Genomic DNA, 13,506 nt, shown 5'->3' on the forward strand with positions numbered 1-13,506 from the left:
CATTCAAACGACGACCCGACATCAACGGTGCTCAGATCGAGTAAAGCTCAATCGGCGTCTCAAAGCCCTTCAGGCGGTATGCCCGGCCTTCGCTTTCGGCCGTTTGGCTCTGCGCCCGTTCGCAAACGGCCTTGGTGACGAGAATCCGTCCGGCGTCAGCAACCGACTGCGCCCGAGCGGCAGTATTCACAACCGTTCCAATCGCAGTGAGGTCGCGATGCGATCGGCCGAACTCTCCGAAGCTGGCCTCGCCCGAGTCGATGCCGATACCGATGCCGAGTTCGCTTCCGTCCAGGCCAGCGCCTTCAGCCACGTGACGTTCACGACGCAACTGGCAGCGACGCTGAATCTCCCGCGCGGCGCGCACGGCGCGTTCGGCGTGGTCCTGGTGGCGGATCGGAAAGTTGAATATTGCCATGATGGCGTCCCCGACCGTCTTGTTGAGAAGGCCGTCATATTCCCAAATGGCTGTGGCACATTCATCGTAGAAATCATCCAGCAGCAACGAGACGGCATCGGCCGAAAGCGACTGCGAAAGCGTCGTATAGCCTCTCAGATCTGCAAAAAGCACGGACACATCGACCGTGATCTTGCGGGCTTTCATGACGCGCGTGAACATGAGTTCGCAAATCGTGCAGGTGTTCGGATTCATCCGGCTCGGGCGGATGCCGAAGGCGCGGAATGGAATGGAAGCCGGTCCGCGCAGAGGCACCGGCAGACGCATCTGCTCCCAGCAGCCCTTGCAAATCCTGGATTGAGAAACCGACATGTTGCCGCCCTGTTTGCGTGCCGTTCCGCGACTTTCGCACATCCGCGCCAGAAAATCTCCAGAAAAGCCTGCAGTTGCTTAGCAACTAGGACCGCATCCCATTCCACGATCTGCGACAATACAAACTGGAGAAATTCATGGATGAAGCGACGATCGCAGACATGGAGTGTCGGAATCTCGTTTAGCCAGTCGTCTTCAAGATAGACAAGCTACGGAGAACAGAAATGACAATCACGATTACCGCCTTTGAACGGTCGCCCGATCGCGGCAAGGGTCTGGCGCGTGACATGCGCGTTCGCTGGGCGCTCGAAGAAGTAGGCCAGCCTTACGAGGTTCGTCTTCTTTCGTTCAAAGCGATGAAGGAACCCGCGCATCTCGCGCTTCAACCTTTCGGGCAGATTCCAACCTACGAAGAAGGCGATCTCGCCCTGTTCGAGTCGGGGGCGATCGTGCTCCATATCGCCGAGCGCCATGCGGGCCTGTTGCCAGACGATGCGAATGCCCGGGCGCGCGCGATCACATGGATGTTTGCCGCGCTCGACACGCTGGAGCCGCCGATCTTCGACCGCGCCCTCGCCAATATCCTCGAGCGCGACGAGCCTTGGTACGAGCAACGCCTCCGTTTCCTCGAGGACAGCATCCGGAAACGGCTGGGCAGCCTTTCCGGTCGCCTTGGCGATGCCGATTGGCTCGACGGCGCGTTCAGCGCCGGTGACCTGCTGATGGTGACGGTGCTGCGCAGGTTGAAAGGATCGAGTTTACTGGAGGAATATCCAAACCTCTCCGCCTATGTCGCCCGCGGTGAAGCGCGGCCCGCCTACAAGCGTGCTTTCGACGCTCAGTTGGCGGTGTTCACCGCCGCATCCTCCGGCTGACAAAGGCCGTTCTGGGCTCGAGTGGTCGTGAGTCGGACTTCAGATGATGCCGTGCTTCCTTAAAAGCGCCTGCTCGTCGCCTGACACCCAGCCGAATACTTTCGGCTCCCCATCCAGCTCTTGGACGAAGTAGTGAACATCAAAATCTATCGCTACATCCGGTTGATCCTTGCGGATATAGGTTGCCGTCCAAGCAACATTGGCCACGCAATGATGCGCGTCTATGGGCGAGAGGCGGACATTGCGTATCCGCATCTCCTTCGTCCCTATCGCCCGATAGTGCTGATAGCCTTGCGCCATGGCTTGCTTGAATTGATCGTCGTTCTTTCCGGTCATAACCCCGGCAGGCGCGGCACCTATGAACTCGGAAGCATAGAGCGATGCGACTTCGTCCATGTTTGTGTCGCCGCCGAGGGACCGATTAAAAAGGCTCTCGTATCGCTGGAAGAGCTTCCTTACGCTGGTCTCCATGATTTCCTCTCGGAGTGCGGCCATGGTCGGCAGGGGTCGCGCAACAGTCTTCTTCGTCAGCAGGTCAAGCTGCCCGCAGCGTTTTTCTGCGAGCGACTTTAGAGCCCAAAGGTGGTTCATTTAAGTTAGGGCCGGGTCACGCAGCCCGCGCATCCCTCAAAGTCACTCGCTCATCGAGCCGCGATGATGCTCGAGACGATGCCGCTCGTGATGCCGATCAGCAGGAAGTCGTTGTCGGCCCTGACCCAGCGGTAGCCGCGCGGCGGTGCCGACAGGCGGTAGCGGCGATAGTCGCGGACCTCGGCCATGTGCCGGCGCTCGGCGGCGGTCATGCGATGGCCCTTCGTCCAGCGGTATTTGTGGACAACGACCTTCTTCTCGACGATGACCGGACGGCGGTGTTCGGCGGCACTCGCCTGCGATGCGAAAGCAATCGGCGTAAGCAGGAAGGAGGCGGAAAGAAGGGCGGCAAAAATCTTTTTCATCGGGGGATCCTCGTGTTGAACACGCCCCGAAACTAGGTCTGCGAAGGTGAACCGAATCTGAAAATTAAGTTAAATTTTCGTAATGGAAATCGAAGCTTACGAGCATAGGCTTATATTTTAGTTTCGCCTTTTAAAGCGGCCGCGCATTCAAGCCCGACTGAAGATCAAAGCCATATTGACGACGTCGAGATAGCGGCCATCGATATGAACGGCATCCTTGCTTACGCCCTCACTGACGAAGCCGACCCTCTCGTAAAGGCGGATTGCGCGGGCATTGTCGGCATGGACGCTGAGCTCGACGCGCCCGATGCCGTATTCCCTCGCCTGCTTCAGCGTCGTCTCCATGAGACGTAATCCGAGACCTTGTCCGCGGTAGGCGGGGATGATGCCCATGCCGAGCGATCCCCGGTGCGCATGCGACGGAAAGAAGTGCCGGCGGATATCACACCAGCCGATCACTTCACGGTCGCTCAAAGCCACGAACTGCGGATGCTTGTCTTCGATCATGCCACGAACGAACTTCCGCGTGTCTTCGAGCGGCGGCGCCTCCAGGAAGGTCAGATATCTACGTTCGCGCGCGACGAGGTCGAGAGCCCGGTGATAGCTCTCGATGTGCCGGACGGCGATGGGCTCAATGATGATATCGGGTGCCACTTTCAAAGCTCTTCGTAATTGAACCAGTCGAAATCCGCCGTCTTGGCGCGGCCCGAGGTGTCGAATGCGAAGACGCCGGCAAAGGCGCCGGTGAAGGAGCCATGCTCGCCGCGCCCGCCCTCGTCGGAGACGACACCGGCATCGAGAACCGGGCCAATCGGCTGCCAGGCGCCCTTGCCTTCCGTCTGCCAGAAGAACTGCAGGTCGTTGTCGCGGATTTCCATGGAAAGCTGGACGCGGCCTTCCGCCGGAAGGGCGACGCCGCTGCCCGCGGAGAAGCTGAGGCGGCCGTTCGGATAGTCCCCGTTGCAGGAAAGGATCGTGACGCAGCGGCCGAGCTTTTCGTGCAGCGTCACGGCAACGGCGTGGAACTTGTGGCGATTGTAGTAATGCGTCAGCCCGGCGACCTGCTGGTAGGTGTCGGGATCGAATTCCACGACCGTCTCGGCGCGGAAGCTGTGATGCTCCTGACGGCGGGCGACGAGCGCCTGCTCGAACCATGAACCGATGCTTTCTCGGGCGATGAGGCGCAGATGGCCGGGGCGGTCGGTGAGGTTGAAGATGCGTTCCGGCCGCGGCGTGCGCAGCCACTGGAAATCTGCAGGCAGCTTGCCGCCATCGAAACTGTATTCGGTGCGAACCGGCTTTTCGATGCAGACTGCACCCATCAGGCCCGGAACCTCGACGTCTGGCACCGTCGTGCCATTTTCGAGATAGAGCCAGCCGTCTTCCTTCCAGGCGCATTTCTGCAAGGCGGCTTCGCGGCCGAGCGTGCAGCGGCGCTTCGGCGGCAGCGGGCGGCCGCAAAGATGGGTGTGATAGACCTGCCCGTCCGGCGTCTCGACATATTGGCCATGCCCTGCCCGCTGCAGAACGGCCTCCGGATTGTCCTTGGCGGTGATGAGATGCACGTTCGGATGCATCTCGTAGGGGCCGTCAATGGTGCGCGAACGCGCCATGGTGACCGCATGGTCATAGCCGGTGCCACCTTCGGCGGTCGTGAGATAGTAGTAGCCATTGCGCTTGAAGAGATGCGGGCCTTCGACGAGGCCGAGCGGGCTGCCGGCGAAGATGTTCTTGATCGGCCCCTTCAGCGCCTGCGTGACCGGGTCCCATTCCTGCAGCAGGATGCCATCAAAGGCCGGATGCTTCGGCGCGCCGCCATAGCTCTCCGTGCGGTGGTTCCATTGCATATTGAGGAACCACTTGCGGCCGTTATCGTCATGGAAGAGTGAGGGATCGAAGCCCGAGGAGTTGACGTAGACCGGCTCCGACCACTCGCCCTCGATCGTCGGCGAGGTGACGATGTAGTTATGCGCGTCCTTGAAGTTGCCGTCGAAGCGCTTGACGTCGGTATAGACCAGCCAGAACTGCCTGTCGGCATAGGAGAGGCACGGCGCCCAGATGCCGCAGCTGTCGGGATTGCCGCGCATGTCGAGCTGCGACTGGCGCTCCAGCGGACGGCGCACCAACGTCCAGTTCACCAGGTCGCGCGAATGGTGGATCTGCACGCCCGGATACCATTCGAAGGTCGAGGTCGCGATGTAATAGTCCTCTCCGACGCGGCAGATGGATGGATCGGGATTGAAACCCGGCAGAATGGGATTGCGGATCATGAGACTTCTCCTCCGGATGCGGCACGTACATCATACTCAATTCGCCAGCGCCCGGTCGTTTCCTTCCGGACACTGCCGTTTCGCTATTCGCGCTCGGCGGACTTTGCCCAGAGGTTGACGTCGGCCTCGCGGGCGTAGACATCGATCTCCTTCAGCTCCTCCGCCGTGAACTTAGGATTGTCGAGCGCCTTGACACAGTCGACGATCTGCGACGAGCGGCTGGCCCCGATCAGCGCGGAGGTGACCCGGCCGCCGCGCAGCACCCAGGCGATCGCCATCTGCGCCAGCGTCTGGCCGCGGCGTTCGGCAATGCCGTTCAGCTTGCGGATGTTGTCGATGATCGATGGTCGGATGAAGTCGCGCTTCAGAAAGTGGTTCTGCGCGGCACGGCTGTCTTCCGGGATGCCGGCGAGATATTTAGTCGTCAGCATGCCCTGGGCGAGTGGTGAAAAAACGATCGAGCCCATGCCGGCCTCGTCCAGCGTATCGAGCAGCTTGTCGTCTTCAACCCAGCGGTTGAGCATCGAATAGCTCGGCTGGTGGATGAGGCACGGCGTGCCGAGATCCTTCAGGATGGCGGCTGCTTCCCGCGTGCGCTGCGCACTGTAGGAGGAAATGCCGACATAGAGAGCGCGGCCGGAGCGGACGATATAATCGAGCGCGCTGCAGGTCTCCTCGAGCGGCGTATCCGGATCGAAACGGTGCGAATAGAAGATGTCGACATAGTCGAGGCCCATGCGCTTCAGACTCTGATCGCAGGAGGCGATCAGATACTTGCGGCTGCCCCACTCGCCGTAAGGCCCGGACCACATTTCGTAGCCCGCCTTGGACGAGATGATGAGTTCGTCGCGCAGGCCCGCGAAATCGGTGCGCAGGATTTCGCCGAAGGCGGTCTCGGCGCTGCCGGGCGGCGGGCCGTAATTATTGGCGAGGTCGAAATGGGTAATGCCGAGATCGAAGGCGGTGCGGCACATGTCGACCTTGCGCTCATGCGGCGTGTCGCCGCCGAAATTGTGCCAGAGACCGAGGGAGACGGCAGGAAGCTTCAGGCCGGAACGGCCCGTGCGGTTATACTTCATCTTCGAATAGCGGTCGGAAGCCGGTTGCCAGCTCATGGTCCTGATCCTTTTGGAAAAGTGTGCGCGGGCCAGGAACGCCCGCGCCGAAAATAGCCCTTTGGAGGCCTACTTCAAGAGCGCCTGAGCCTCTTCGATGCCGAGCGCGGCCGGCTGCGTGCAGGTCGTCGTGAGTTCAACGAACCTGCCCTCCTCGCCCGATTTCAGGATCGAGGTCATGACATCGACGCCATGCAGCGTGCGCTCAAGCGAGCAGCGAGCATCGCGGCCGTCGATGAGCGCGGCCACCATATCGGCAAGGCCTGCCGTGCGGTAGTTGGCGCGCGGCCCCTGCGGGCTTTCCTGGTTGAACTTGCCGAAGGGATGCTCCCAGGCTTCAAGCGGCTTGATCTCCTTGTCGCGCCCGCTGGCCTCGACGACGCCGCCGAAGAAGTTCGGGTCCGGCACGAAAAGGGTGCCATCAGTGCCGTAAAGCTCCATATTGGCATGGCGATGCGACCAGACGTCCCAGCTTGCCGTCAGCGTCACCGTCGCACCGCTGACGAATTCCAGCAGTGCCTGGACGGTCGTCGGCGTCTTGACCGGAATCGTCTCGCCGTGGCGCGGCTGGCTGGTGATCGTGCGCGTCTCCGATGCCATGGACGTAATCGCACCGACGCGCTTCACCGGGCCGATGAAATTGATGAGATTGGCGATGTAGTACGGCCCCATATCGAGGATGGGACCGCCGCCCGGCAGGAAGAAGAAGTCCGGGTTCGGATGCCACATCTCCATGCCCGGCCCCATGACATAGCAGGAGCCGGAGGTGATGCGGCCGATGCCACCCTCGTCCACATATTTGCGGGCAAGCTGGTGCGCGCCGCCGAGGAAGGTATCCGGCGCGCAGCCCACGGAGAGTTTCTTTTCCTTGGCGATGCGGCGCAGATCCTCGCCCTGTTCCAGCGTCAGCACGAGCGGCTTTTCGGAAAAGACGTGCTTGCCGGCCTCAAGCGCTGCCTTCGAGACCGGATAGTGCGCATCGGGGATCGTCAGATTGACGACGACGTCGATCTCGTCATTGGCGAGAAGCTGCTCGATCGTCTGGGCGGTGACGCCGTATTCCTCGGCGCGCAGTTCCGCCGCCTGCACGTTGATATCCGCGCAGGCGAGCATTTTCAGCCCCTTGAAAAGGGGCGCAAGCGAAAGGTAGGTCGTGGAGATGTTGCCACATCCGATGATGCCGACGCCAAGTTCCTTGGTCATGGTTTGCCTCAGTAGGTCTTGAAGGATGCGATCGAGCGGGCAATCAGGCGATCGATGTCGCTCGGATTGTCATGTTCGACGACGTAATGCTTGGCGTTGGTGGCCTTCAGCGCCGCGATCAGCTTCGGCCAGGCAAGCGTGCCGTGACCGACATCGGCCCAGCCGTCCTCGTCCTTGTTTTCGCCGGCCGGCGCGATGTCCTTGACGTGGACAGCGGTGATGCGGGAGCCGAGCTTTTCGATCCAGGCGAAGGGATCGCCTCCGCCGCGGACGACCCAGGCGATGTCCGCTTCCCAGGAAATACCGGGCGCGCCTTCGAAGATGCGCTCGATCGGCAGCGAACCGTCGGCAAGCTTCACGAATTCGAAGTCGTGGTTGTGCCAGCCGAACTCGTAGCCGGCATCCTTGTAGGGCTTGGCCATCTCCTGCAGGCGCTTGCCGAAGGCGAGCCAGCCGGCGCCGTCCGCCGGGCGCTGGTCTGCGGCAAGATGCGGTGCGTAGATCGAATCCATGCCGAGCGTTTTGGCGATCAGCAGCGACTGCTGGACATTGTTTTCGAGGAAATCCGGGCTGAAATGGCCAGTTGCCATCACGAGGCCATTCTTGTCGAGATCGGCGCGCAGGCTCTTCAAACCGGCATCATCGAGCTCGGCATAGATGCCGCCGAAACCTTCGACCTCCGAATAGCCGGCCTTGCCGAGCTTTTCGAAGATTGCCGAATAGGGTTGGAAATTGCGGGCGCTATAAAGCTGAAAACTCAGTTTCGTCATCACTTTCTCCTCGGGCCTCGTGCCCTTTCTTCAAATCAATCTGCCGACTGGCAGGAATGCAGGTCGTAGAAGCGGAAGTCCGGCAGCGTGTCTCCTTCAAGCGGTTTTGCCGGAGTAAAGAGGATGCGGCGGGTCTCGCCAGCCGCCAGATCGAAGGCGTTGTCGGAATATTTGCCGTCCGTCTCGGTCTCGATCATCACGAAAAGCGCCAGTCCCTTGGCGGTGACGTTGAGGCAAACCGAACCGTCTTCCTCAACATATTCACGGGTCACCTGGAGACCGGAAGGCTCCAATTCGAGCGCCTTGTAGGTGCCGTGGACGTAGTGTCCCTCGCCGCCCATGCCGTTCGACGCCGTGAAGCGCCAGGCAAGCAGCGTGCCTTCCGGAATGTCCGAGACATCGATCGTCGCCGCCGTCACGGCGGCATCCGGGGTGCAGACGGCCTGGACATCCTTCAGGTGCCTGCGCTCGCCCTTCATCGTCAGAATGGAAATCGAAAGGTCGGCGCTGATTTCCGAAAGCGTGTCGTTGACCAGTGAGAAATGGATCGACTTGCCGTCCTCGGACGGGATGGCGGCGACCGCGACCGGCTGGAAGAAGCGCTTGACGAGATAGTGCATCGCCTTCCAGCGCCCGCCATAGTCGAGGCTCGACCAGGACGCGACCGGCCAGGTGTCGTTGAGCTGCCAGTAGATCGTGCCCATGCAATGGGGTTTGAGCGACCGCCAGTATTCCACCGCCGTCTTGATCGCCAGCCCCTGCTGGATCTGGCTCAGATAGACGAAGTTCGGAAAGTCCCTCGGGAAGCGAAAATAGCGGAACATCGTGCCCGCGATGCGTTCGTTGCCGCCAGCGTTCTTCTGGTGCAGTTCCATGACCGGAGACGCGACGTTCATGTCCTTCTTGTCGGCATAAGTCTTGATGACCGGAAGCGACGTGTAGGACTGGAAGCCGAATTCCGAGCAGAAGCGCGGGCGCACCGAACGGTAATTGTCGAACGACTTGTTCTCGTGCCAGACCGACCAGTAATGCATGTCGCCGGAGCCATCGGCGTGCCAGGCATCGCCGAAATCCAGGTAGCCGGAGGCCGGGCTGGACGGCCACCAGATGGCATCGGGTGCGGCGTTCTTCATCGCCTGCTCGATCGTGCGGTTCAGCCGATCGTAGGAGACGAGGTAGCGGTCGCGGTTCTTCTTCGGTTCATCGAACCATGTGAGCGCGCCAACCAGCTCGTTATCGCCGCACCAGAGCGCGATCGACGGATGCGAGGAGAGCCGCTTGACCTGGTAGTCGACTTCGAGCGCGACACCATCGAGGAAATCCTCAGTCGACGGGTAAAGATTGCAGGCAAACATGAAATCCTGCCAGATCATGAGGCCGAGGCGATCGCAGAGATCGTAGAACCAGTCGTGCTCGTAGAAGCCGCCGCCCCAGACGCGGATCATGTTCATGTTGGCTGCTTTTGCCGATTGCAGCAGGTCCTCGGTCTTCTCCGGCGACGACAGTGAAAAGAGCGCATCCGCCGGAATCCAGTTGGCGCCGCGGCAGAAGATTTCGCGGCCGTTGACCTTGAAGGCGAAACGGCTGCCTGCGGCATCCGGCGTGGTGATGAGCTCGACAGTACGAAGGCCGATCTGCTTCGTCACCTCATCTGACGGCAGGTCGACAGCGAGCGCATAAAGCGCCTGCTCGCCGCTGCCGGCGGGCCACCAGAGGCGCGGCTTCTCGACAAGGAAGATATGATTGACCACCGTCTCGCCGGCGCTGACGCCGACATCGAGCCGGACACGCTCGCCATCCAGCGAAAAATGCACCGGCACGATGCCCGGATCCTTCGCGAAGAGCGTTGCCGTGACCTGCAGCTCGACGCTACCGTCAAGATTGTGGGCCTGGCGGGTCGTGACGTGCTCGATGCGCGCGGTTTCGAGCTTCTTCAGCGTGATCGTCCCGTAAAGCCCGAGCGGCGCGATCGCGATGTTCCAGTCCCAGCCGAAATGGCATTGCGGCTTGCGCAGCATATTGCCGTTGGCGATCGGCGAATTGCCAGGGTGGTAAGGAATGTAAAAGGGCTGTTTGGCCTGCCGCTCAGCGCCGGCGGCGATACTCGAATGCAGCACGATGCGGATCGTGTTTTCGCCGGCCTTCAGCACGCTTGACACATCCGGCCGGTAGCGGCGGAAGCAGTTGTCGGCCGCGAGCACCAGAAAGCCGTTGACGAAGACCGAGGCGACGGTGTCGAGGTAATCGATGTCGAGATACCAGTCGCCGTCGCTCTGCGGCAGCGTGAAGCGCCGCTCGAGCGCCCAATCGCGGTGCGCGACCCACTGCACCTGTTCTTCGTTGCGGCCGAAATAGGGTTCCGGAATGCGTTCTGCTGCGTGAAGCGCCGTATGGACGTCGCCCGGAAGCGTGATCACTGTGGTGACTTCGCCATCGGCTGACGTGAGTTGCCAGGAACCGGAAAGATCGATGCTGGACACAGTCTGCGGCAAGGAAGTCATAGCATTATCCCGATCAGGCCGCCTTGGGAGGTGCCGGACGATACCGGACCATGGCCGAACTTGGACGGCCGGATGGCCGCATGGAAGATCGGGCGGAGCTTTCAGCCCCGCCCGTATTGCGGTTCAGATCCGGTCTTCGGTCTCTGCATCGAAGATCGATGCCAGCGACATGTCGAAGCTGAGCTTCACCGGCGTTCCCACCTTGAAGCGGCGCGCGCCGTTGATGCGCACCGACATCGTATGGCCGGCATGCTTCAGCCAGAGGAGGTTGTCGGCGCCCATCGGCTCTTCGATATCGACGGTCGCATCATGCACCTCGGGGCCAAGATTTTCGTCGACCTTGATGTGCTCCGGACGCACGCCGAGCACCACCTTGCGGCCTGCCTGTAGCGGTTGGGCCGCATCGTAGCCGTCAAGCGAGAAGCTGACGCCATTCGAGCTGAACACCGTCTTGTCGCTGTTCTTGGTCAATTCGCCATGCAGGAAGTTCATCGACGGCGAGCCGATGAAGCCCGCAACGAAAAGGTTGCGCGGCCTGTTGTAGATGGTCGTCGGATCGTCGAGCTGCTGGATGATGCCGCTTTTCATGATCGCGATGCGGTCTGCCAGCGTCAGCGCCTCGATCTGGTCGTGGGTCACATAGATCATCGTGTTCTTCAGCGACTGGTGCAGGCGCTTGATCTCGACGCGCAGCTCCGAACGCAGTTTGGCATCGAGGTTGGACAGCGGCTCGTCGAACAGGAACACATCGACATCGCGCACGAGTGCACGGCCGATCGCCACGCGCTGGCGCTGGCCGCCGGAAAGTTCGGCGGGCTTGCGCTTCAGAAGCGGCTGGATCTGCAGGATTTCGGAGGCGCGCGCCACGCGCTTGTCGATCTCGGCCTGCGGCACCTTTGCGACGCGAAGACCGAAGGAGAGGTTCTTCTCGACGCTCATCTGCGGATAGAGCGCATAGGACTGGAACACCATGCCGATGCCACGGTCCTTGGGCTCTTCCCAAGTGACGTTCTTGCCCTTGATGAAGATCTGCCCCGCGGAAGCATCGAGCAGGCCGGCGATGCAATTGAGCAGCGTAGACTTGCCGCAGCCGGACGAGCCAAGCAGGACCAGGAATTCGCCGTCATTGATATCGAGATTCAAGTCCTTGAGGACGCTGATGGAGCCGAAATTCAGCGACAGATCCTTGATGGAAACGCTTGTGTTCATGATCAACCTTTCACTGCGCCAGCGGCGATACCGCGGACGAAGAGACGTCCGGACACGAAGTAGACGATAAGCGGCACCGCGCCGGTGAGCAGCGTTGCGGCCATGTTGACGTTGTATTCCTTCACGCCCTGGACGGCGTTGACGATGTTGTTGAGCTGCACAGTCATCGGGAAATTCTGGTTGCCGGCGAAGATCACGCCGAACAGGAAGTCGTTCCAGATACCGGTGATCTGGATGATCATCGACACGACGAAGATCGGCAGCGACATCGGCAGCATGATTCGGAAGAACACCTGCCAGAACCCTGCCCCATCCACACGCGCAGCCTTGAAGAGTTCAGGAGGCAGTGATGCGAAGTAATTTCGGAAAAGCAGCGTGTTGATCGGCATGCCGAAGATCGTGTGCACCAGGACGACGGCCCAGATGGTCGAGAAGATGCCGAGTTCGCGCATGATGATGACGAGCGGATAGAGCATCACCTGATAGGGGATGAAAGCGCCGAAGAGCAGGATCGTGAAAAAGAGTTCCGACCCCTTGAAGCGCCAGTAGGACAGGCCGTAGCCATTCACGGAAGCGATCGCCACGGAGATGATGACGCTCGGAATGGTGATCTTGACCGATTTCCAGAAACCGACACTGATGCCGGAGCAATCGAGGCCGGTGCAGGCCTGGCTCCATGCCTTGACCCAAGGCTCGAAGGTGATCTGCACCGGCGGGGCGAAGATGTTGCCCATGCGGATTTCGGTCATATCCTTGAGGGAGGTGACGACCATCACGTAGAGCGGCAGAAGATAATAAAGCGCGGCGACCGTCAGGATGCTGTAGAGTATGATGGTCGAGGGTGCGAACATACGCTTCGGCCTTGCGCCAAACGGTTCGACTGCAGAGACAGAGATGTTTGCCATAGTCGGGCTCCTCAGGATCGCTTCTGGCGGAACTCGGCGAGAGCCCACGGAACCAGGATGATGAAGACAGTGACGAGCATCACGGTCGAAGCCGCGAGGCCCTGCCCGAGATTGGCGCGCTCGAACATGAACGAATAGACGTATTTGGCGGGCACTTCCGATGCGAAGCCGGGGCCGCCCTGCGTCATCGCGACGACAAGGTCGTAGACGCGCACGATGCCGGAGGCGACGATCACCAGCGTGGTGACGAAGACGCCGCGCATCATCGGGATGATGATGAAGAGGTATGTGCGCCATGCTGGAATCCCGTCGACGCGCGACGCCTTCCAGATTTCCGAATCGATGCCGCGCAGGCCGGCGAGCATCAGCACCATGACAAGCCCCGTCCCCTGCCAGAGGCCGGCGACGACAAGCGCATAGATGACGGTATTCTTGTCGCCGAGCAGCGCGAGGCTGCCGCCTGGAAGGCCGAGGTCGTTCAGAACCTTCGGCACACCAAGGCCGGGATCGAGAATCCACTGCCAGACAAGACCCGTCACGATGAACGACAGGGCGAATGGGTAGAGGAAGATCGTGCGGAACGTGTTCTCGAAGCGGATCTTCTGATCGATGAGAACAGCCAGCAGGAAGCCGATGATGAACACGAACGTCAGCACGCAGACGCCGTAAGTGGCGAGATTGAGAACCGACTGGTTCCAGCGCGAATTGCCGAAGAGGCGGCTGTACTGGTCGAAGCCCACGAAATCGCTCGTCGGCAGCAGCCGCGACGACGTGAACGAGTAGAAAACGGTCCAGAGCGTGCAACCGATGAAAATCACGATGACGGTCAGCACCATCGGGATTGCTGCGATCTTCGCATTGAGGTTGCGAAATAGACCAAAGGGCCGGCCGGCGTGGGCCATCAATACCTCCTGTTGGCGGCAGGGCGCGGGC

At 60.8% G+C, this 13,506-nt stretch carries 13 protein-coding genes; 1 reads left to right on the forward strand and 12 read right to left on the reverse strand.

What is annotated here, in order from left to right; genetic code table 11:
* Positions 1-31 precede the first annotated feature (31 nt).
* Positions 32-769 (reverse strand): adenylate/guanylate cyclase domain-containing protein, encoded by a 738-nt coding sequence (locus ACZ9BX_RS06825; RefSeq protein ID WP_476216643.1) that lies wholly within the window; start codon positions 767-769, stop codon positions 32-34.
* A gap of 224 nt (positions 770-993) precedes the next feature.
* On the opposite strand from ACZ9BX_RS06825, the gene ACZ9BX_RS06830 reads away from it, so the two are divergent.
* The gene (locus ACZ9BX_RS06830; protein WP_027513254.1) at positions 994-1,644 is read left to right on the forward strand and encodes a glutathione S-transferase family protein; all 651 of its coding nucleotides are present in this window, start codon (positions 994-996) and stop codon (positions 1,642-1,644) included.
* A gap of 39 nt (positions 1,645-1,683) precedes the next feature.
* On the opposite strand, the gene ACZ9BX_RS06835 is transcribed toward ACZ9BX_RS06830, so the two are convergent.
* The 11 genes from ACZ9BX_RS06835 to ACZ9BX_RS06885 form a co-directional block, all read right to left on the reverse strand.
* Positions 1,684-2,115: a nuclear transport factor 2 family protein gene (locus ACZ9BX_RS06835; protein WP_476216645.1), complete on the reverse strand. Its 432-nt coding sequence runs from the start codon at positions 2,113-2,115 to the stop codon at positions 1,684-1,686.
* Between the two features lie 170 nt (positions 2,116-2,285).
* Entirely contained in the window at positions 2,286-2,600 is a 315-nt protein-coding gene (locus tag ACZ9BX_RS06840; RefSeq protein WP_476216647.1) for an RcnB family protein, read from the reverse strand.
* A 147-nt stretch (positions 2,601-2,747) separates the two neighbouring features.
* Positions 2,748-3,254: a GNAT family N-acetyltransferase gene (locus ACZ9BX_RS06845; RefSeq protein ID WP_476216649.1), complete on the reverse strand. Its 507-nt coding sequence runs from the start codon at positions 3,252-3,254 to the stop codon at positions 2,748-2,750.
* A gap of 2 nt (positions 3,255-3,256) precedes the next feature.
* A complete protein-coding gene (locus ACZ9BX_RS06850) occupies positions 3,257-4,870 on the reverse strand; it encodes a glycoside hydrolase family 43 protein (RefSeq protein WP_476216651.1) in 1,614 nt (537 codons plus the stop codon).
* Between the two features lie 83 nt (positions 4,871-4,953).
* Positions 4,954-5,985, reverse strand: coding sequence for an L-glyceraldehyde 3-phosphate reductase (gene mgrA / locus ACZ9BX_RS06855; RefSeq protein WP_476216653.1), 1,032 nt, complete (start codon positions 5,983-5,985; stop codon positions 4,954-4,956).
* 69 nt (positions 5,986-6,054) lie between these two features.
* On the reverse strand, positions 6,055-7,188 hold the full coding sequence (locus tag ACZ9BX_RS06860) for a Gfo/Idh/MocA family protein (RefSeq protein ID WP_476216655.1): 1,134 nt from the start codon (positions 7,186-7,188) through the stop codon (positions 6,055-6,057).
* 8 nt (positions 7,189-7,196) lie between these two features.
* Entirely contained in the window at positions 7,197-7,958 is a 762-nt protein-coding gene (locus ACZ9BX_RS06865; RefSeq protein ID WP_476216657.1) for a sugar phosphate isomerase/epimerase family protein, read from the reverse strand.
* 35 nt (positions 7,959-7,993) lie between these two features.
* Entirely contained in the window at positions 7,994-10,459 is a 2,466-nt protein-coding gene (locus ACZ9BX_RS06870) for a beta-mannosidase (RefSeq protein ID WP_476216659.1), read from the reverse strand.
* 123 nt (positions 10,460-10,582) lie between these two features.
* The gene (locus ACZ9BX_RS06875; protein WP_132566658.1) at positions 10,583-11,668 is read right to left on the reverse strand and encodes an ABC transporter ATP-binding protein; all 1,086 of its coding nucleotides are present in this window, start codon (positions 11,666-11,668) and stop codon (positions 10,583-10,585) included.
* Between the two features lie 2 nt (positions 11,669-11,670).
* Positions 11,671-12,573: a carbohydrate ABC transporter permease gene (locus ACZ9BX_RS06880; RefSeq protein WP_132566660.1), complete on the reverse strand. Its 903-nt coding sequence runs from the start codon at positions 12,571-12,573 to the stop codon at positions 11,671-11,673.
* An 11-nt stretch (positions 12,574-12,584) separates the two neighbouring features.
* Positions 12,585-13,475 (reverse strand): carbohydrate ABC transporter permease, encoded by an 891-nt coding sequence (locus ACZ9BX_RS06885; RefSeq protein ID WP_132566662.1) that lies wholly within the window; start codon positions 13,473-13,475, stop codon positions 12,585-12,587.
* Positions 13,476-13,506: the final 31 nt, after the last annotated feature.

This window comes from Rhizobium sp. USDA 3886 (assembly GCF_056279785.1).

Excerpts from the sequence above, each read along its gene's own strand:
- ACZ9BX_RS06875 (WP_132566658.1), bottom strand. The coding sequence starts at position 11,668 with ATGAACACAAGCGTTTCCATCAAGGATCTGTCGCTGAATTTCGGCTCC.
- mgrA (WP_476216653.1), bottom strand. The coding sequence starts at position 5,985 with ATGAGCTGGCAACCGGCTTCCGACCGCTATTCGAAGATGAAGTATAAC.
- ACZ9BX_RS06830 (WP_027513254.1), top strand. The coding sequence starts at position 994 with ATGACAATCACGATTACCGCCTTTGAACGGTCGCCCGATCGCGGCAAG.
- ACZ9BX_RS06885 (WP_132566662.1), bottom strand. The coding sequence starts at position 13,475 with ATGGCCCACGCCGGCCGGCCCTTTGGTCTATTTCGCAACCTCAATGCG.
- ACZ9BX_RS06825 (WP_476216643.1), bottom strand. The coding sequence starts at position 769 with ATGTCGGTTTCTCAATCCAGGATTTGCAAGGGCTGCTGGGAGCAGATG.
- ACZ9BX_RS06865 (WP_476216657.1), bottom strand. The coding sequence starts at position 7,958 with ATGACGAAACTGAGTTTTCAGCTTTATAGCGCCCGCAATTTCCAACCC.
- ACZ9BX_RS06835 (WP_476216645.1), bottom strand. The coding sequence starts at position 2,115 with ATGGAGACCAGCGTAAGGAAGCTCTTCCAGCGATACGAGAGCCTTTTT.
- ACZ9BX_RS06840 (WP_476216647.1), bottom strand. The coding sequence starts at position 2,600 with ATGAAAAAGATTTTTGCCGCCCTTCTTTCCGCCTCCTTCCTGCTTACG.
- ACZ9BX_RS06870 (WP_476216659.1), bottom strand. The coding sequence starts at position 10,459 with ATGACTTCCTTGCCGCAGACTGTGTCCAGCATCGATCTTTCCGGTTCC.
- ACZ9BX_RS06880 (WP_132566660.1), bottom strand. The coding sequence starts at position 12,573 with ATGGCAAACATCTCTGTCTCTGCAGTCGAACCGTTTGGCGCAAGGCCG.
- ACZ9BX_RS06850 (WP_476216651.1), bottom strand. The coding sequence starts at position 4,870 with ATGATCCGCAATCCCATTCTGCCGGGTTTCAATCCCGATCCATCCATC.
- ACZ9BX_RS06860 (WP_476216655.1), bottom strand. The coding sequence starts at position 7,188 with ATGACCAAGGAACTTGGCGTCGGCATCATCGGATGTGGCAACATCTCC.